Below are 17,155 nucleotides of genomic sequence, written 5' to 3'. Positions count from 1 at the left end.
CATCCGGCACCACAGACTTACAAGGGCAATGTTTTCAGCAGCGCAAAGGCCTCTTTCATCCGGTCTTCACTGACCACAAACGCACATAGCTGGCCTTCGTCGTTCATTCCTCTGGCCACCATACCTTGCGCTTCCGCGGCAATATGCCAGTTCAGATCGCGCCGCTGGGTTTCCCCCGCCAGATGCAATGGCAGTTCCGGCGTTTTAACTTTTACCAGCATGGCAGGTAGCTTCAGCGGAGCATTGCCGCCGAGCAGGTTTTTCGCCAGATACATGGCGCTCAGTTGAATCGGCTGCAGGAACGGCAGCACCTGACCGTTAATTTCCGCACAGTCGCCGAGGGCATAAATGTCCGGGTGGCTGGTTTGCAGATAGCTGTCGACGCAGACGCCACGATTAATGCTCAATCCGGCACGACGCGCCAGCGCCGTTTCCGGGCGCAGACCGGTGGCGGCGATCACCGCATCGACTTCTACGCGGCGACTACGATCGAGCGTGGCGCGAATACCCGATTCAGTTTTTTCCAGACCCTGAAGCTGTGATTTCAGCAGCAGATGCACACCCATATCGGTCAGACGATGCTGTAAGCGACTGCTGACTTCCGGTGGCATCAGCGAGGCCAGAATGCTGGCGGCATTGTCGATAAGCGTTACCGCTTTACCGGCACGACAAAAATCCATCGCCAGCTCACTGCCAATCAGACCGCCGCCGACAATGAGTACCCGCTGGGCATCACGCAGTTGCGTTTCACAGGCGCGGTATTCTTGCTGGCTGTTCAATGTGAGCATTAACTCACGTCCGGTAACTGGAGGCACAAAGGCTGAAGCCCCCGTCGCCAGCACCAGCTTGTCGTACTGCCACTGTTGGTCCTGACTTTTCACGATGTGGGCATCGGTGTCGATGTCGGTCACCCAGGTGTAGGGGAACAGGCGCAAATTAAACTGTTCGGCAAACTCCCCCGCCGACTGGCGGGTGAGGTCGTCTGCACGCTGTGCCTGACTGATAACGTGGCTGAGATCGGGCTTGTTGTACTCATCCATGCTGTCAGCGGCAATCAGGGTCAACGGAACAGTTGCATCCTGTTTACGGATATTTTTGACTAACTGGCGGGCGGCGAAGCCCGAACCAATAATGACAATTCCGTGGCTCATTTTGCCTCCGTTGCCAGTACGTCGAAGACGTCTTTACCTAATGAACATTCCGGGCACAGGAAGTTATCCGGCACATCGCTCCATGGGGTACCTGGCGCGACATCCTGCAACGGTTCGCCTTTTGCTGGATCGTAAATCCACTGGCACACGCTGCACTGCATGCTTGGGCCGAGGTCAGCCGCAGCCGCAGCGGCACAAGCGCACTCTTCTTCTTTGGTTGCCGCTTTGACGGTCGTTTCCGGTAGCGGAGCAAGCGCCCACTGACGTGCAATTTCACGACCGTGCTGACGACACAGTTCCAGCGCATCCAGATCCGGACGCCATTTCGCCTTCAGGCTAAGCGACATTTCAAAACCGGCATCTTGTAAACGGGTGGACAGGCGGTCAACTGCGCCGCCGCTCCAGCCGTGAGAACCAAAGGCGCTGGCGCGTTTGTTACGAAAACGCAGGCCGGTCATCTCTTCCACCAGTCCGGCGATTTTCGGCATCATCACGTTGTTCATGGTGGAAGTACCGACCAGTACGCCTTTAGAACGGAAGACGTTGGTCAGGACGTCGTTTTTGTCGCTACGGGCGACGTTAAAGATTTTCACCGCCACGTTCGGGTCAACTTCATTGATGCCCTGGGCAATGGCGTCCGCCATCATGCGGGTGTTGTTGGACATGGTGTCGTAGAAGATGGTGATGCGGTCTTCCTGATAATCGGCCGCCCATTTCAGGTATAGCTCAACGATCTGCGTTGGGTTGTCGCGCCATACCACACCGTGGGAGGTGGCAATCATATCGACCGGCAGGTTGAAGCCGAGGATCTCAGTGATTTTCGGCGTCACCAGACGGCTGAACGGGGTCAGGATGTTGGCGTAGTAGCGTTGGCATTGTTCGAACAGTTCGGTCTGGTCAACTTCATCATTGAACAGACGTTCGTCGCAGTAATGCTGGCCGAAGGCATCGTTACTGAACAGTACCGCATCGCCGGTCATGTAGGTCATCATGCTGTCAGGCCAGTGCAGCATCGGCGTTTCAACAAAGATCAGTTGTTTGCCGTTGCCGATGTCCAGAGAATCACCGGTTTTCACCACGTTGAAGTTCCACTCCGGATGATGGTGGTGGCCGGTGATGGAATCAATCGCGTTAGCGGTGCAGTAAATTGGCGTGTCCGGGATGCAGGACATCAGTTCGGTCAGCGCACCAGCGTGATCTTCTTCCGCGTGGTTAATGATGATGTAGTCGATATCCGCGAGGTCAATTTCACTGCGCAGGTTCTGCACGAATTCACGGCTAAACTTATGGTCTACTGTATCGATCAGCACGTTTTTTTCTTCACGGATGAGATAGCTGTTGTAGCTGCTACCGCGCAGCGTTTTGTATTCAGTCCCGTGGAAATCACGTACTTCCCAGTCACGTTGGCCAACCCAATGAATATTATTTTTAACCAGAATAGACATAGCAACCTCAATTAATTCAGCGTTTTTCTAAAAAGATATTTTGTTAATTGCAGGTTGTGTGCCAACTTTTTAATTGTTTGATTTTTAATGATTTATTATTTATTGCCTATAAAGTGGTAGTCAAAATGACTGTTTATTTTATTGTCAATATGACAATATGAATTGTCAAAATGACAATGAGGTTGCCATGAGCTTTTCAGTAGATGTGCTGGCGGGTATCGCCATTGAATTACAAAGCGGTATCGGTCATCAGGACCGTTTTCAGCGCCTGATCACGACCTTGCGCCAGGTGCTGGAGTGCGACGCATCGGCACTGCTGCGCTACGAGTCGCGACAGTTTATCCCGCTGGCTATCGATGGCCTGGCGCAGGATGTCCTCGGCCGTCGCTTCACGCTGGAGGGACATCCGCGGCTGGAGGCGATTGCCCGCGCCGGGGACGTGGTACGTTTTCCTGCCGACAGCGATCTGCCCGATCCTTATGACGGGTTAATCCCGGGTCAGGAGAGCCTGAAAGTGCATGCCTGCATCGGGTTGCCGCTGTTTGCCGGACAAAGTCTGATTGGCGCGTTAACGCTGGATGGCATGGAGCCCGATCAGTTCGATGTCTTCAGCGATGAAGAGCTTAGGCTAATTGCCGCTCTGGCTGCGGGGGCGCTGAGTAATGCGTTGCTGATTGAACAACTGGAAAGCCAGAATATGCTGCCGGGTTCGTCGACGGCTTTCGAGCAGGTGACGGAAACCCAGATGATTGGCCTGTCGCCCAATATGATGCAGTTGAAAAAAGAGATTGAGATTGTGGCAGGGTCCGATCTCAACGTACTGATCAGCGGCGAAACCGGGACCGGGAAGGAGTTGGTAGCCAAAGCGATTCATGAAGGTTCGCCGCGTGCGGTGAATCCGCTGGTGTATCTCAACTGCGCGGCGTTGCCCGAAAGCGTGGCGGAAAGTGAACTTTTTGGTCACGTAAAAGGGGCTTTTACCGGGGCTATCAGTAATCGTAGCGGTAAGTTTGAAATGGCGGATAACGGCACGCTGTTTCTCGACGAGATCGGCGAACTCTCGCTGGCGCTGCAGGCCAAGCTGCTGCGCGTATTGCAGTATGGCGATATTCAGCGCGTAGGGGACGATCGCAGCCTGCGCGTTGACGTGCGCGTACTGGCGGCGACCAATCGTGATTTACGCGAAGAGGTGCTGGCGGGGAATTTTCGCGCGGATCTGTTTCATCGCCTGAGCGTTTTTCCCCTTTCCGTGCCGCCACTGCGTGAGCGCGGCGAAGATGTAGTGCTGCTGGCAGGCTATTTTTGCGAGCAATGTCGGCTGCGGCTGGGACTTTCCCGCGTTGTGTTAAGCCCCGGCGCGCGTAATCATCTGCTGAATTACGGCTGGCCCGGAAACGTGCGCGAGCTGGAACATGCCATTCACCGGGCGGTTGTGCTGGCAAGGGCCACCCGGGCAGGGGATGAAGTGGTGCTGGAGGCACAGCATTTTGCCTTGCAGGATGAAAGCCCTGTACCGCAGCCGGACGTCGTGGCAGAGATCCCGCAGCATCACAATTTGCGTGAGGCAACGGAGTCATTTCAGCGAGAGATGATCCGCCGGGCCTTGGCGCAAAATAATCACAATTGGGCGGCAAGCGCGCGGGCGCTGGAAACAGACGTCGCCAACCTGCACCGGCTGGCGAAACGCCTGGGGCTGAAGGATTAGATAATACCGGCCTGATAGAAATCCTGCAGGTTGATAGCGCCGGTGAGTTTCCCGTTTTCATCTACCACCGGTGCGGCAGTGATTTTGCGTTTCATCAGGATCTCTTTGGCGTCAATCGCGCGGCTCTGTGCCTGCAGCGTAATGCCATTATGGGTCATTGCTTCGCTAACCTGCGTGGTGAGCGCGCCGCCGCCAACCAGCCAGCGGCGCAGGTCGCCGTCAGTGAAGACGCCTTTCACCAGTGACGCGTCATCACAGACAGCCACCAGACCAAGACCCGTGCGGCTGAGTTCCAGCATCGCGTCCATGACGCTGGTGGTCAGCGTTACCTGCGGAATGGCATCGTCACGGCGCATCAGGTGATGCACTTTATTTAACAGACGAGCGCCCAGCGCGCCGGCCGGATGCGAGCGGGCAAAATCTTCTTCGTTAAAGCCGCGCGCCTGCATCACGGCGATTGCCAGCGCGTCGCCCATCATCAGCGTGTTGACGGTGCTGGAGGTCGGCGCCAGGCGCATTGGGCAGGCTTCACGTTCAACAGAAATATCCAGCACGGCTTTGGCCGCCAGGCCCAGCGGCGAGGTTGGTTTTCCGGTCATGGCCAGCAGGGCGACGGATTTGTCTTCCAGGCGCGGAATGATGAGATCCAGCTCTTTCGCGCCGCCGGAGTAAGAGATAAACAGCATCACGTCGCGGCTTTCAATCATGCCTAAGTCGCCATGCAGCGCTTCCGCCGGATGCACAAAAAAGGCAGGGGTGCCGGTACTGGCGAGGGTCGCAGCAATTTTTTTGCCAATATGGCCTGATTTGCCAATCCCGGAGACAATGACTTTGCCTTCACAGTGGATGATAGTATTGGCGGCGCGGACAAAATCATCGCCCAGTCGCTCCGGCAGTCGACTGGCTTCCTGCAGTTCCAGCATTAACGTCTGACGGCCCGCGTTCAGTAGTGCATCACTCATTGGTTTCTCCGGTTATGATTACTTCAATCCCTTTTGCTTCCAGCGCCTGACGAAATGCAGGGTCTATACCTGCATCGGTAATCAGCTTGTCAACGCTTTCCAGACTGCACACAACATTAGGGCTTTTACGCCCAAATTTTGAGGAGTCAGCCATCAGAATCACTTCGCGAGCGGCATTGCACATCGCTTTACTGACGCTAAAGACCTCATTAAAGGTGGTCACGCCGGCATTGAGGTCAATACCGTCGGTCCCCATGAAGAGTTTATCAAAGCTGAATTGCTCAAAGGCGTTTTCTGCCAGTTGACCGTGAAATGACGCAGATTTTTTGCGAAAGGTCCCGCCAGGCATCAGGATGGTTTGCTCGTTGTCCAGCTCCGAAAGGGCATTAACAATGTGCAGACTGTTGGTCATGACGGTGATGTTGCTAAAGCGGGTAAGCATCGGCACCATCTGCAATACGGTGCTGCCCGCATCCAGAATGATGGAGTCGCCATCATGGATATAACGGACGGCGGCTTCAGCGATCTGCTCTTTTTTATGCGTGTTAATTAGGGTTTTGTGATCGATGGGCGGGTCAGATTCATCTTTGTTCAACACTACGCCGCCATAGGTACGAATGACGGTTCCAGCATTTTCCAGAATGACCAGGTCTTTGCGAATGGTTGTGCCGGTCGTGTCAAAGTAGTGGGCCAGTTCTTCAACCGAGCATTTTCCCTGCTTTTGCAGGTGCTCCAGAATGGCAGCCTGACGCTGACGAGGTTTCATAGGCGTGATTACCCTGACTTATTTAGGTTGCAAAATGATAATTTCGCAAGCTATTAGCATTCACAACGAAATTACCCATGTTTCAGTTTAAGCGCCAATGATAGTGCATTCTGCGCTAACGGATCATGGGGAAAGATCACATCAGGCTGTAAATCATCAAGATGTTTGCCCATTATGGTGGCAATTTTGCCGGGGCTGGCGAATACGGTAAGACCTTTCATAAATAACGTATCGGTAACCCGCTGTTGCTCATCAAGCGCGATGGCGACGACCACGCGCGGTTTAAACCGTCCGCCGGAACGACCCACGCCCACCCGACCCCGCTGACAAAGTTTATCGAACGCGCGGTTAAAGCGGGATATTTGCCAGCCACCAAGCGCCAGTTGCAGGCACCAGGCGATGGCGGCGACGGTAATCAGTGCGGAAACCATAATGCGCTCCTTTGATTTTGCCGGATGACGGCTGCGCCTAATCCGGCCTACATAATATTCGTAGGCCCGGTAAGCACAGCGCCACCGGGCAGTCATACCTCTTAGAACATCACCTGACCGCCGGTGACGTTAATCGATTGTCCGGTGCAGTAAGAGGCTTTCGAACTGGCATAAAACAGCAGCATGTTCAGCACGTCCTGATAATCGCAGCCGCGTTTGAGCGGAACCTTATCAATGTAATACTGCTCTACTTCATCCGGCTTAAGGCCCAGTTTGGTAGCGTACTGCGGTAATAATGACTGGAACATCGGTGATTTCAACAGGTTGCCGAGCATCAGCGAATGGACGGTAATCCCGTATTCCGCCAGATCCAGCGCCAGCGATTGGGTTAAACCCACGCCGCCAAATTTTGCCGCGCTGTAGCCCGAATTGTGTTTACTGCCTACTTTCCCTGATTTGGAGTTGATCTGGATAATGCGTCCCTGAACGCCATCGCGGATCATCAGGCGCGAGAATTCACGGGCGCAGAGGAAGTAACCGACCAGATTCACCTGCAGCGAGCGGTCGAAATCCCCAAGCTGAAAGTCGCTGATGAACGCGGCTTTAGCGATACCCGCGCTGTAAACCAGCAGGTCGACGCGACCAAATATTTCATCCACTCCGCGTGATAGTGCCAGCACGCTCTGTTCGCTGGTGGCATCAGCGCCAAAACCGTACGCTGTGCCTGCGCCAAACTCGGCGTTAATCTCCTGCGCGACGTTGGCGGCTTTATCGCTTTGAATATCCACCACCGCGACGCGGTATCCTTCTGTCGCAAGCCCACGGCAAAGGAACGCTCCCAGGGTCTGGCCTCCACCAATGACAACGGCAACCTGATTCATCTTTTTCTCCTTCAATCTTAAGCAACAAACTTCAAAATACAGCCCGGCGCGATATCGTCCGGTACAGGGCCCGCCACATGTACGGTGCCAGGGAATTCCGCTTCGCTGAGTCCGTCAAAACGTAGGGTGATATGCCCCAGTTCACGTAAGTTTTGTTCCGCCACGCTGCCAACGGCGGTGACCGGGTAGTGATGTTGGCCCAGTTCAAACTGGATCCCGGCGTGCAAAGATCCGTTCAGAGCGCCGTGGCAATGGATGAAGCAAAACTCTTCAATATCCGCTGGCGCGCCTTCACGAAAGGTAATTAACATCTGGTCGCAGAGTGCGTCCGGGGCGCTTTGGCCGATGCGGGTGATGGTGGTTTGATAAATCACGGTCATTTTTGAGTGCCTCTTATTGGTAAATAAAGCCGGATACAAACCAGGCGATGAGAACGGTAGGCGCGCCGGTCAGGAAGCGGCTTACCAGGACGGATGGCACGCCGACGCGGACCGTGTCCTGACGCGCTTCGGCCAGCGATAACCCCACGGGAATAAAGTCGCATGCGGCTTGCGCATTAATGGCAAACAAGGCCGGTAGCGCCAGATGGGGAGGGATGTTCCCCAGGCCAATCTGTACGCCGATCAGCACCCCGATAACCTGGGCGATGACCGCACCAGGGCCGAGGAAAGGCGACAGCAGCGGGAAAGAGCAAATCAGCGCCAGCGTCACCAGTCCCAGCGGGTGGCTGGCGAGCGGTGCGAGTCCATGGGCTATCCAGTCTCCCAGACCAGAAGCCATGATGATGCCGATCAGCGCCGAGACGAACGCCATAAATGGCAGAATGGTTTTCAGAACGGTATCAATAGTGTCGCGACCGGCCTGGAACAGGACAGCAACGGCTGACCCCATGCCCATCCCGACTTTTGCCAACAGACCATCGCTTTGTTCAGTAATCTTTTTACTGGCGTCGTAATCGCGACCGATAGTGCTGCTTGCAGGTTGCGGCGCAATGGATGCTTCACCGACAACGGTAATGTTTTCTTCTTTCACGCCAGAGACATAGATATCTTCGACAATGTACTGGGCCAGTGGACCGGATTTCCCCGTGGCGTGAATATTTACCGTGGGTATGCGACGTTTGGGATAGATCCCACAGCGCAGCGTGCCGCCGCAGTCGATGATCGCCACGCCAATTTCACTCTCCGGCGGTTCGCCCTCTTTGAAACCATCAACGGCCTGCCAACCGGTCAGATTCGCCAGCGTGTCGACAATTGCAGGGCGAGTCCCGGCAGTGATATAGACAATTTTCTTGCCCGGTACGGCATCCAGTTCAAGCGGGCCGCCCCAGCCGCCGGTGCCTTTTTCAATACGAATACGCGTCATGATGTTGCTCCCGCCAGATGAACTTTCTGCTCAAGTTGAATGCCCATTTTTTTCTCGAAAATGGCGGTGGTGAAATCGGTTACCCAGCCGCGGAAGAAGTTGGTGACCAGCCCGACCAGCAAATAGCTCACCGCCAGCGGGCCAAGCGGAAGGCCCAGCGTCGTCAGGCCGCTGGCGATACCGAGATAGACAAACAGCTCGCCGGGGTTGATGTGCGGGAATAAGCCATTCATGGAATGGCAGCTATAAGAGGCCGCAGCGTAGTAGCTGGGCTTGTACTTTTCTGGCATAAAGCGGCCCAGGCTTAGCGTCATCGGATTACAAAACACAAATGTGCCGATGCACGGCAGCAGCAGATAGCGGGACAGTGGGTTTCCGGCGCAGCGCTGAGCAAAACGTTCAATACGCTGCTGGCCGATAAAGTTAATCAGCGCATTCATGATGACCAGCAGGCTAATCAGCAGGGGAAGAATACCGGTCACCATGCCGGTAAACACCTCTCCGCCTTTCTGGAACAGCCCGATAAACCACTCAGCACCGAGTGTGATGGTGTCGATCATTATTCTCTCCTGTAGGGTTTTTTAGTTATCTTGCCAAACGGAAACTAATTTTAATCAGATCGAAAGATTTAAAAGTGTTATTTTGATCTCAAAATGAAAGGTAAATATTTTATTTTGAAAGTTGTTGCGTAAGCGCTCGCAAATATGACGGTCGGAAGTGCAAGAGGGGGGAAATTCTGTGAAGCAGAGCGACTACTGCTTCCTTGTATGGCTGAGGATGCTTTACCATACTTCTCCCAGGCTGAATTTGTTTAATGGATGTCTCATGTTCAAGCGTCGTTATGTAGCGTTACTTCCCCTTTTCGTATTGCTTGCTGCCTGTAGCAGCAAACCTAAACCTTCAGAGACTCAAACGACTACGGGTACGCCATCCGGCGGTTTCCTGCTTGAGCCACAGCACAATGTCATGCTAACGGGCGGCGATTTTGCCAATAACCCGAACGCGCAACAGTTCATCGAGAAGATGGTGAACAAGCATGGCTTTGACCGCCAGCAGTTGCAGGAGATCCTGTCGCAGGCCAAGCGGCTGGACTCGGTATTGCGTTTGATGGACCGTCAGGCGCCGACGACTCAACCTCCAGCCGGACCTAACGGCGCGTGGCTGCGTTATCGCAAGCAGTTCATCACGCCGGACAACGTGCAAAACGGCGTGGCCTTCTGGAATCAATATGAAGATGCCCTGAACCGTGCGTGGCAGGTCTACGGCGTACCACCGGAAATCATCGTCGGTATTATTGGCGTAGAGACGCGCTGGGGCCGCGTGATGGGCAAAACGCGAATTCTGGATGCGCTGGCGACGCTGTCCTTTAATTATCCTCGTCGTGCGGAATACTTCTCTGGCGAACTGGAAACTTTCCTGTTGATGGCGCGAGATGAAAGTGATGATCCGCTCGATTTGAAAGGTTCCTTCGCCGGTGCGATGGGCTACGGCCAGTTTATGCCGTCTTCCTATAAAGAATATGCGGTCGATTTCAATGGCGATGGGCACATTAATCTGTGGGATCCGGTTGACGCCATCGGTAGCGTGGCGAACTACTTCAAAGGCCACGGCTGGGTGAAAGGCGATACGGTCGCGGTGCCGGCGAATGGTCAGGCGCCTGGGCTGGCGAACGGCTTTAAAACCCAGTACAGCATTTCACAGCTTGCCGCCGCGGGGCTGACGCCGCAGCAGTCGTTGGGGAATCATCAGCAGGCCAGCCTGCTGCGCCTGGATATTGGCACCGGTTATCAGTACTGGTACGGGCTGCCAAACTTCTACACCATCACCCGCTACAACCACAGTACCCACTACGCGATGGCGGTGTGGCAATTGGGTCAGGCGGTAGCGCTGGCGCGCGTACAGTAATCGCTCCAACCGGCCTACAGATAAGATATTGCTTGTAGGCCGGATAAGATGCTCTGACATCGCCATCCGGCGGGTCTTATTTTGCAACGGATCAATTTTTGGAATCCCCCTCGTAAAACGTTCTCCCCATCCCCACATTGGTTGTGAAAGTGCTATCTTGTGCGGCATATTTTTTTAACTGACAGAGGCTGAAATGACCGACAGTGAACTGATGCAGTTAAGCGAGCAGGTTGGCCTGGCGCTGAAAGCGCGCGGGGCGACCGTTACGACGGCGGAATCCTGCACCGGCGGTTGGGTGGCCAAAGCCATTACGGATATTGCCGGCAGTTCCGCCTGGTTTGAACGCGGGTTCGTGACCTACAGCAATGAAGCCAAAGCGCAGATGATTGGCGTGCGCGAAGAGACGCTGGCCCAGCATGGCGCGGTGAGTGAGCCTGTCGTCGTGGAAATGGCGATTGGCGCGCTAAAAGCGGCCCGCGCGCATTTCGCGGTCTCGATCAGCGGTATTGCGGGGCCGGATGGCGGCAGTGAGGAAAAGCCTGTGGGTACGGTATGGTTTGCCTTTGCCAGCGCAAGCGGTGAGGGGATTACCCGCCGGGAATGTTTCAGCGGCGATCGCGATGCGGTACGTCGGCAGGCGACTGCCTATGCGTTACAAACCCTGTGGCAACAATTTCTACAAAATACTTGATACTGTATGAGCATACAGTATAATTGCCTCAACAGAACATTATCTTTCACGTTTCGCGGTTTACCCCGAAAGCGGCATGACAGGAGTAATTAATGGCTATCGACGAAAACAAACAGAAAGCGTTGGCGGCAGCGCTGGGTCAGATCGAAAAGCAATTCGGTAAAGGCTCCATCATGCGCCTGGGTGAAGACCGTTCCATGGATGTGGAAACCATCTCCACCGGTTCGCTTTCTCTGGACATCGCATTAGGCGCGGGCGGTTTGCCAATGGGCCGTATCGTCGAAATCTACGGGCCTGAATCTTCCGGTAAAACGACGCTGACGCTGCAGGTTATTGCCGCCGCTCAGCGCGAAGGTAAAACCTGTGCGTTCATTGATGCGGAACACGCGCTGGATCCCGTCTATGCCCGTAAGCTTGGCGTTGATATCGACAACCTGCTGTGTTCCCAGCCGGATACCGGTGAACAAGCGCTGGAAATCTGTGATGCGCTGGCGCGTTCCGGTGCGGTTGACGTTATCGTTGTCGACTCCGTGGCGGCGCTGACGCCGAAAGCGGAAATCGAAGGCGAGATTGGCGACTCTCACATGGGTCTTGCGGCGCGTATGATGAGCCAGGCGATGCGTAAGCTGGCCGGTAACCTGAAGCAGTCCAACACGCTGCTGATTTTCATCAACCAGATCCGTATGAAAATTGGCGTTATGTTCGGTAACCCGGAAACCACTACCGGTGGTAACGCGCTGAAATTCTATGCCTCCGTGCGCCTGGACATTCGCCGTATTGGCGCAGTGAAAGAGGGCGACAACGTGGTTGGTAGCGAAACCCGCGTTAAGGTCGTGAAAAACAAAATCGCCGCGCCGTTTAAACAGGCTGAATTCCAGATTCTGTACGGTGAAGGTATCAACTTCTATGGTGAACTGGTTGACCTGGGCGTGAAAGAGAAGCTGATTGAAAAAGCCGGTGCATGGTACAGCTATAACGGTGAGAAAATCGGTCAGGGTAAAGCGAATGCGACCAACTGGCTGAAAGAAAACCCGGCAACCGCAAAAGAGATTGAGAAGAAATTGCGCGAGTTACTGCTCAATAACCAGGATTCAACGCCAGATTTCTCCGTTGATGACGGTGGTGCAGACGTAGCAGAAACGAACGAAGATTTCTGATAATCTGTTTTACATCGCATACAGTAAAGGGCTGCATATCATGCAGCCCTTTTGCATTTCTGAAGGTTCACTATGACAGATGCAACTTCCCGCCGATCCGCTTATTCCCGACTGCTTGACCGCGCCGTGCGTATTCTGGCAATGCGCGATCACAGCGAGCAGGAACTACGGCGGAAGCTGGCCGCGCCGGTGATGGGCAAACAAGGGCCGGAAGACATTGATGCTTCCCCGGAAGATTACGACAAGGTCATTGCCTGGTGCATTGAAAGTCATTATCTGGATGATGACCGCTTCGTTCAGCAGTTTATTGCCAGCCGTAGCCGCAAAGGTTATGGGCCTGCGCGAGTGCGGCAGGAACTCAGCCAGAAAGGAATCTCGCGTGAGGCTATTGAGCGCGCCATGCGTGAGTGTGAAATTGACTGGGCAGTGCTTGCGCGCGAGCAGGCAATCAGGAAATACGGTGAACCTTTACCAGTCGATTTTTCAGATAAGGTAAAGGTCCAGCGTTTTTTGCTCTATCGTGGCTATCTGATGGAAGATATTCAGGCAATATGGCGAAATTTTGACGATTGAGCGCATACGGGATTTTACTTCCCAGTAAAGAAAACTTATCTTATTCCCACTTTTCGATTGCCAGAGGCGCAGTTTGCTGCCGATGCTGGTAATGACATTTCGTTAGCTTGATTTCTTCAGGATAATTATGAGCAAGAGCACCGCTGAGATCCGTCAGGCGTTTCTCGATTTTTTCCATAGTAAAGGACATCAGGTAGTTGCCAGCAGCTCCCTGGTACCAAACAATGACCCTACTTTGTTGTTTACCAACGCCGGGATGAACCAGTTCAAGGATGTTTTCCTTGGCCTCGACAAGCGTAATTATTCCCGCGCAACCACCTCGCAGCGTTGTGTACGTGCGGGCGGTAAGCACAACGACCTGGAAAACGTCGGTTACACTGCACGTCACCATACCTTCTTCGAAATGCTGGGCAACTTCAGCTTCGGCGATTATTTCAAACACGACGCCATTCAATTCGCATGGGAACTGCTGACCGGTGAAAACTGGTTTGCCCTGCCAAAAGAACGTCTGTGGGTCACCGTCTATGAAACTGACGATGAAGCCTATGAAATTTGGGAAAAAGAAGTTGGTATTCCGCGCGAGCGTATCATCCGCATTGGTGATAACAAAGGCGCGGCCTATGCTTCCGACAACTTCTGGCAAATGGGTGATACCGGTCCTTGCGGTCCGTGCACCGAAATTTTCTACGACCACGGCGACCACATTTGGGGCGGCCCTCCGGGAAGCGCAGAAGAAGATGGCGATCGCTACATTGAGATCTGGAACATCGTCTTCATGCAGTTCAACCGTCAGGCTGACGGCACCATGGAACCGCTGCCGAAGCCGTCCGTGGATACCGGTATGGGGCTGGAGCGTATTGCGGCCGTGCTGCAACACGTTAACTCCAACTATGAAATTGACCTGTTCCGCTCACTGATTGAATCCGTCGCGAAAGTTACTGGTGCGACCGATCTGAGCAACAAGTCGCTGCGCGTTATCGCCGACCATATCCGTTCTTGTGCATTCCTGATTGCCGATGGCGTTGTCCCGTCGAATGAAAACCGTGGCTATGTGCTGCGCCGTATCATTCGCCGCGCGGTACGTCATGGCAACATGCTGGGCGCGAAGGATACCTTCTTCTACAAGCTGGTTGGTCCGTTGGTGGAAGTCATGGGGTCTGCAGGTGAAGAGCTGAAGCGTCAACAGGCAATGGTTGAACAGGTTCTGAAAACCGAAGAAGAACAGTTCGCTCGTACGCTGGAACGTGGTCTGGCACTGCTGGACGAAGAGCTGGCAAAACTGACGGGTGATACGCTGGATGGCGAAACCGCCTTCCGTCTGTATGACACATACGGCTTCCCGGTTGACCTGACGGCAGACGTTTGCCGCGAGCGCAACATCAAGGTTGACGAGGCGGGCTTTGAAGCCGCAATGGAAGAACAGCGCCGTCGTGCGCGTGAAGCCAGCGGTTTTGGCGCAGACTACAATGCGATGATTCGCGTTGATGGCGCTTCAGAATTTAAAGGGTATGAGCATCTTGAGCTGAACGGCAAAGTGACTGCGCTGTTTGTCGATGGTAAAGCGGTAGACGCCATTAACGCCGGTCAGGACGCTGTTGTTGTACTGGATCAGACGCCGTTCTATGCGGAATCTGGTGGTCAGGTTGGCGACAAGGGCGAACTGAAAGGTGCGGGCTTTGCGTTTGCCGTGAGTGACACGCAAAAATATGGCCAGGCGATTGGTCATATCGGCAAACTGTCTGCGGGTTCTCTGAAAATAGGCGATGCAGTACAGGCTGATGTGGATGAAGCGCGTCGTGCGCGTATCCGCTTGAATCACTCCGCAACGCACCTGATGCACGCGGCGCTGCGCCAGGTATTGGGCACGCATGTGGCACAGAAAGGCTCGCTGGTTAACGATAAAGTGCTGCGTTTCGACTTCTCTCATACCGAAGCCATGAAGCCTGCTGAAATCCGTGCCGTTGAAGATCTGGTGAATGCGCAAATTCGTCGCAACCTGCCGATTGAAACGAACATCATGGATCTGGAAGCGGCGAAAGCCAAAGGCGCAATGGCGCTGTTTGGCGAGAAATATGATGACCATGTGCGCGTTCTGAGTATGGGCGATTTCTCCACCGAACTGTGTGGCGGTACTCACGCCAGCCGTACGGGGGATATCGGTCTGTTCCGCATTGTGTCTGAGTCAGGCACGGCGGCGGGCGTTCGTCGTATCGAAGCCGTAACCGGTGAAGGCGCTATCCAAACCGTGCATGCTGAGAGCGACCGCTTAAGCGATATCGCGCAGCTGCTGAAAGGCGATAGCCAGAATATCGGTGATAAAGTGCGTTCTGTACTGGAACGTACGCGTCAACTCGAAAAAGAATTGCAGCAATTGAAGGAACAGGCTGCGGCGCAGGAGAGTGCAAATCTCTCCAGCAAAGCGGTTGATATCAACGGCGTGAAGCTGCTGGTCAGTGAACTTGCGGACGTTGAGCCGAAAATGTTGCGTACCATGGTTGATGATCTGAAAAATCAACTGGGGTCTACTGTTATCGTTCTGGCAACGGTAGTTGAAGGTAAGGTTTCTCTGATTGCTGGTGTGTCTAAGGATGTGACAGACCGAGTGAAAGCAGGGGAACTGGTTGGTATGGTCGCTCAGCAGGTAGGCGGTAAGGGTGGTGGTCGTCCGGACATGGCGCAAGCCGGTGGTACGGATGCAGCGGCTCTGCCTGCAGCGTTAGCCAGTGTGAAAGGCTGGGTCAGCGCAAAACTGTAATAATTATAAGCGTAAGTCGACGCTGCGGGCTTCAATCCGCAGCGTTTGCATCAACGCTATCGACAACGATAAAGTCAGGTTGAAGTTGTGTATATCGGCTAAACTTAGGTTTAACAGAATGTGATGCCGTGACTGCTTACACTTAGGTGTTTGTCATCGCTTACTTTTTGGCGTTATATGATGGATAATGCCGGGATACAGAGAGACCCGACTCTTTTAATCTTTCAAGGAGCAAAGAATGCTGATTCTGACTCGTCGAGTTGGTGAGACCCTCATGATAGGCGATGAGGTCACCGTGACAGTTTTAGGGGTGAAGGGCAACCAGGTACGCATTGGCGTAAACGCCCCGAAAGAAGTTTCTGTCCATCGTGAAGAGATCTACCAGCGTATCCAGGCTGAAAAATCCCAGCAGTCCAGTTATTAAGGTTTTCGCGTCTCACCATTCTGGTGAGGCGCAACCTGATTGAGTTGTCCTCTTTCTTCGCTTTTCTGCTTCACTCCCCCCATTTTCTCTTTTCCCATACGCACATTGTCGTTCCCGGCGAATTTTCTGTTTGTTCATTGTCTGCGGAAACTGCCAATTTATCTGTTGATAAAACACTCTTTTTGCCGTTTTTGCAGACTAATTGCGCGTGAAATGTGCAAACGATAAAAGCTCTGGAAAAATTGTTTGACTTATAAGTCCCAGAAAGTAATATGTGCGCCACGCAGCGACGATGAGCAGAAACAAGTTCTTCGAAGCACTCGTAAGAGGCGTGTTGGTGAGGTGGCCGAGAGGCTGAAGGCGCTCCCCTGCTAAGGGAGTATGCGGTCAAAAGCTGCATCCGGGGTTCGAATCCCCGCCTCACCGCCATTTGCATCCGTAGCTCAGCTGGATAGAGTACTCGGCTACGAACCGAGCGGTCGGAGGTTCGAATCCTCCCGGATGCACCATATTACTTGATAGCGCTTTAGCAGCGACATCAAATCTGCAGTAAAGTAAGTTTCCCGATGCATCCGTAGCTCAGCTGGATAGAGTACTCGGCTACGAACCGAGCGGTCGGAGGTTCGAATCCTCCCGGATGCACCATCTCTTACTTGATATCGTTTATTACGATATCAATATCGGCAGTAAAGCAAGTTTTCCGATGCATCCGTAGCTCAGCTGGATAGAGTACTCGGCTACGAACCGAGCGGTCGGAGGTTCGAATCCTCCCGGATGCACCATCTTCTCCTGAATAACAGCGAAACTGTTGTTGCATGGTCTGCGAGATAATCGCCAGCACCAGGGAGGATAACGTTGCTTCAGCAACGGCCCGCAGGGCGAGGCGCAGCCGAGTAATCCTCCCGGATGCACCATCTTCTTTGCCGTATCAGTAGTAATCAGCA

Annotated in this window: 16 protein-coding genes and 4 tRNA genes; 11 read left to right on the top strand and 9 right to left on the bottom strand. The window is 53.8% G+C overall.

What is annotated here, in order from left to right:
- Positions 1 to 17 precede the first annotated feature (17 nt).
- Complete coding sequence (norW, locus tag OOJ59_RS18695; protein ID WP_069324571.1) at positions 18 to 1,151, bottom strand: NADH:flavorubredoxin reductase NorW; 1,134 nt, start codon at positions 1,149 to 1,151, stop codon at positions 18 to 20.
- Positions 1,148 to 2,596 carry an anaerobic nitric oxide reductase flavorubredoxin gene (gene norV / locus OOJ59_RS18690; protein ID WP_110497046.1) on the bottom strand — a complete coding sequence of 483 codons (1,449 nt, stop codon included), beginning with the start codon at positions 2,594 to 2,596 and terminating at the stop codon, positions 1,148 to 1,150. The genes norW and norV overlap by 4 nt, the downstream gene beginning before the upstream one ends.
- A 187-nt stretch (positions 2,597 to 2,783) precedes the next feature.
- On the opposite strand from norV, the gene norR reads away from it, so the two are divergent.
- The gene (gene norR / locus OOJ59_RS18685; protein WP_038633062.1) at positions 2,784 to 4,301 is read left to right on the top strand and encodes a nitric oxide reductase transcriptional regulator NorR; all 1,518 of its coding nucleotides are present in this window, start codon (positions 2,784 to 2,786) and stop codon (positions 4,299 to 4,301) included.
- On the opposite strand, the gene gutQ is transcribed toward norR, so the two are convergent.
- The 7 genes from gutQ to srlA form a co-directional block, all read right to left on the bottom strand.
- A complete protein-coding gene (gene gutQ, locus OOJ59_RS18680) occupies positions 4,298 to 5,263 on the bottom strand; it encodes an arabinose-5-phosphate isomerase GutQ (protein WP_038633059.1) in 966 nt (321 codons plus the stop codon). The genes norR and gutQ overlap by 4 nt on opposite strands.
- A complete protein-coding gene (gene srlR / locus OOJ59_RS18675) occupies positions 5,256 to 6,029 on the bottom strand; it encodes a glucitol operon DNA-binding transcriptional repressor SrlR (protein WP_006687181.1) in 774 nt (257 codons plus the stop codon). The genes gutQ and srlR overlap by 8 nt, the downstream gene beginning before the upstream one ends.
- A 71-nt stretch (positions 6,030 to 6,100) precedes the next feature.
- The gene (gene gutM, locus OOJ59_RS18670) at positions 6,101 to 6,460 is read right to left on the bottom strand and encodes a transcriptional regulator GutM (RefSeq protein WP_160956239.1); all 360 of its coding nucleotides are present in this window, start codon (positions 6,458 to 6,460) and stop codon (positions 6,101 to 6,103) included.
- Positions 6,461 to 6,561: 101 nt separating this feature from the next.
- Positions 6,562 to 7,341 carry a sorbitol-6-phosphate dehydrogenase gene (gene srlD, locus OOJ59_RS18665; protein ID WP_006687183.1) on the bottom strand — a complete coding sequence of 260 codons (780 nt, stop codon included), beginning with the start codon at positions 7,339 to 7,341 and terminating at the stop codon, positions 6,562 to 6,564.
- A gap of 17 nt (positions 7,342 to 7,358) precedes the next feature.
- Positions 7,359 to 7,721 (bottom strand): PTS glucitol/sorbitol transporter subunit IIA, encoded by a 363-nt coding sequence (srlB, locus tag OOJ59_RS18660; RefSeq protein WP_160956238.1) that lies wholly within the window; start codon positions 7,719 to 7,721, stop codon positions 7,359 to 7,361.
- Between the two features lie 13 nt (positions 7,722 to 7,734).
- Positions 7,735 to 8,706, bottom strand: coding sequence for a PTS glucitol/sorbitol transporter subunit IIB (gene srlE / locus OOJ59_RS18655; RefSeq protein ID WP_085048874.1), 972 nt, complete (start codon positions 8,704 to 8,706; stop codon positions 7,735 to 7,737).
- Positions 8,703 to 9,266, bottom strand: a complete 564-nt coding sequence (srlA, locus tag OOJ59_RS18650) for a PTS glucitol/sorbitol transporter subunit IIC (protein ID WP_003825953.1) — start codon at positions 9,264 to 9,266, stop codon at positions 8,703 to 8,705. The genes srlE and srlA overlap by 4 nt, the downstream gene beginning before the upstream one ends.
- A 265-nt stretch (positions 9,267 to 9,531) precedes the next feature.
- Here srlA and mltB point away from each other — a divergent pair, with 265 nt between their 5' ends.
- The 10 genes from mltB to OOJ59_RS18600 all read left to right on the top strand — a co-directional run bounded on the left by mltB (position 9,532) and on the right by OOJ59_RS18600 (position 16,993).
- The gene (gene mltB, locus OOJ59_RS18645; protein WP_038633043.1) at positions 9,532 to 10,611 is read left to right on the top strand and encodes a lytic murein transglycosylase B; all 1,080 of its coding nucleotides are present in this window, start codon (positions 9,532 to 9,534) and stop codon (positions 10,609 to 10,611) included.
- Between the two features lie 193 nt (positions 10,612 to 10,804).
- Positions 10,805 to 11,302, top strand: coding sequence for a nicotinamide-nucleotide amidase (gene pncC / locus OOJ59_RS18640; protein WP_003037333.1), 498 nt, complete (start codon positions 10,805 to 10,807; stop codon positions 11,300 to 11,302).
- A 92-nt stretch (positions 11,303 to 11,394) separates the two neighbouring features.
- The gene (gene recA / locus OOJ59_RS18635) at positions 11,395 to 12,459 is read left to right on the top strand and encodes a recombinase RecA (protein ID WP_042310549.1); all 1,065 of its coding nucleotides are present in this window, start codon (positions 11,395 to 11,397) and stop codon (positions 12,457 to 12,459) included.
- A gap of 72 nt (positions 12,460 to 12,531) precedes the next feature.
- Positions 12,532 to 13,032, top strand: a complete 501-nt coding sequence (gene recX, locus OOJ59_RS18630; RefSeq protein ID WP_085048877.1) for a recombination regulator RecX — start codon at positions 12,532 to 12,534, stop codon at positions 13,030 to 13,032.
- Positions 13,033 to 13,159: 127 nt separating this feature from the next.
- Positions 13,160 to 15,787 carry an alanine--tRNA ligase gene (gene alaS, locus OOJ59_RS18625; protein WP_061382320.1) on the top strand — a complete coding sequence of 876 codons (2,628 nt, stop codon included), beginning with the start codon at positions 13,160 to 13,162 and terminating at the stop codon, positions 15,785 to 15,787.
- 238 nt (positions 15,788 to 16,025) lie between these two features.
- Positions 16,026 to 16,211: a carbon storage regulator CsrA gene (gene csrA, locus OOJ59_RS18620; protein ID WP_000906486.1), complete on the top strand. Its 186-nt coding sequence runs from the start codon at positions 16,026 to 16,028 to the stop codon at positions 16,209 to 16,211.
- 336 nt (positions 16,212 to 16,547) lie between these two features.
- Positions 16,548 to 16,640 (top strand) — tRNA-Ser (locus tag OOJ59_RS18615).
- Positions 16,641 to 16,643: 3 nt separating this feature from the next.
- Positions 16,644 to 16,720: transfer RNA gene (locus OOJ59_RS18610), tRNA-Arg, on the top strand.
- 59 nt (positions 16,721 to 16,779) lie between these two features.
- Positions 16,780 to 16,856: transfer RNA gene (locus OOJ59_RS18605), tRNA-Arg, on the top strand.
- A 60-nt stretch (positions 16,857 to 16,916) separates the two neighbouring features.
- Positions 16,917 to 16,993, top strand: a tRNA-Arg gene (locus OOJ59_RS18600).
- The last annotated feature ends 162 nt before the right edge of the window (positions 16,994 to 17,155 follow it).

The organism is Citrobacter sp. W9, from assembly GCF_026719375.1.
GTDB lineage: Bacteria > Pseudomonadota > Gammaproteobacteria > Enterobacterales > Enterobacteriaceae > Citrobacter > Citrobacter werkmanii.
This window is presented reverse-complemented; position numbering and strand designations above follow the sequence as displayed.

What these genes read in the sequence shown, in the direction of transcription:
- srlA (WP_003825953.1), bottom strand. Translation starts at nt 9,266, where the DNA reads ATGATCGACACCATCACACTCGGTGCTGAGTGGTTTATCGGGCTGTTC.
- recX (WP_085048877.1), top strand. Translation starts at nt 12,532, where the DNA reads ATGACAGATGCAACTTCCCGCCGATCCGCTTATTCCCGACTGCTTGAC.
- gutQ (WP_038633059.1), bottom strand. Translation starts at nt 5,263, where the DNA reads ATGAGTGATGCACTACTGAACGCGGGCCGTCAGACGTTAATGCTGGAA.
- norW (WP_069324571.1), bottom strand. Translation starts at nt 1,151, where the DNA reads ATGAGCCACGGAATTGTCATTATTGGTTCGGGCTTCGCCGCCCGCCAG.
- recA (WP_042310549.1), top strand. Translation starts at nt 11,395, where the DNA reads ATGGCTATCGACGAAAACAAACAGAAAGCGTTGGCGGCAGCGCTGGGT.
- srlR (WP_006687181.1), bottom strand. Translation starts at nt 6,029, where the DNA reads ATGAAACCTCGTCAGCGTCAGGCTGCCATTCTGGAGCACCTGCAAAAG.
- csrA (WP_000906486.1), top strand. Translation starts at nt 16,026, where the DNA reads ATGCTGATTCTGACTCGTCGAGTTGGTGAGACCCTCATGATAGGCGAT.
- norV (WP_110497046.1), bottom strand. Translation starts at nt 2,596, where the DNA reads ATGTCTATTCTGGTTAAAAATAATATTCATTGGGTTGGCCAACGTGAC.
- srlB (WP_160956238.1), bottom strand. Translation starts at nt 7,721, where the DNA reads ATGACCGTGATTTATCAAACCACCATCACCCGCATCGGCCAAAGCGCC.
- gutM (WP_160956239.1), bottom strand. Translation starts at nt 6,460, where the DNA reads ATGGTTTCCGCACTGATTACCGTCGCCGCCATCGCCTGGTGCCTGCAA.
- pncC (WP_003037333.1), top strand. Translation starts at nt 10,805, where the DNA reads ATGACCGACAGTGAACTGATGCAGTTAAGCGAGCAGGTTGGCCTGGCG.
- srlD (WP_006687183.1), bottom strand. Translation starts at nt 7,341, where the DNA reads ATGAATCAGGTTGCCGTTGTCATTGGTGGAGGCCAGACCCTGGGAGCG.
- mltB (WP_038633043.1), top strand. Translation starts at nt 9,532, where the DNA reads ATGTTCAAGCGTCGTTATGTAGCGTTACTTCCCCTTTTCGTATTGCTT.
- srlE (WP_085048874.1), bottom strand. Translation starts at nt 8,706, where the DNA reads ATGACGCGTATTCGTATTGAAAAAGGCACCGGCGGCTGGGGCGGCCCG.
- norR (WP_038633062.1), top strand. Translation starts at nt 2,784, where the DNA reads ATGAGCTTTTCAGTAGATGTGCTGGCGGGTATCGCCATTGAATTACAA.
- alaS (WP_061382320.1), top strand. Translation starts at nt 13,160, where the DNA reads ATGAGCAAGAGCACCGCTGAGATCCGTCAGGCGTTTCTCGATTTTTTC.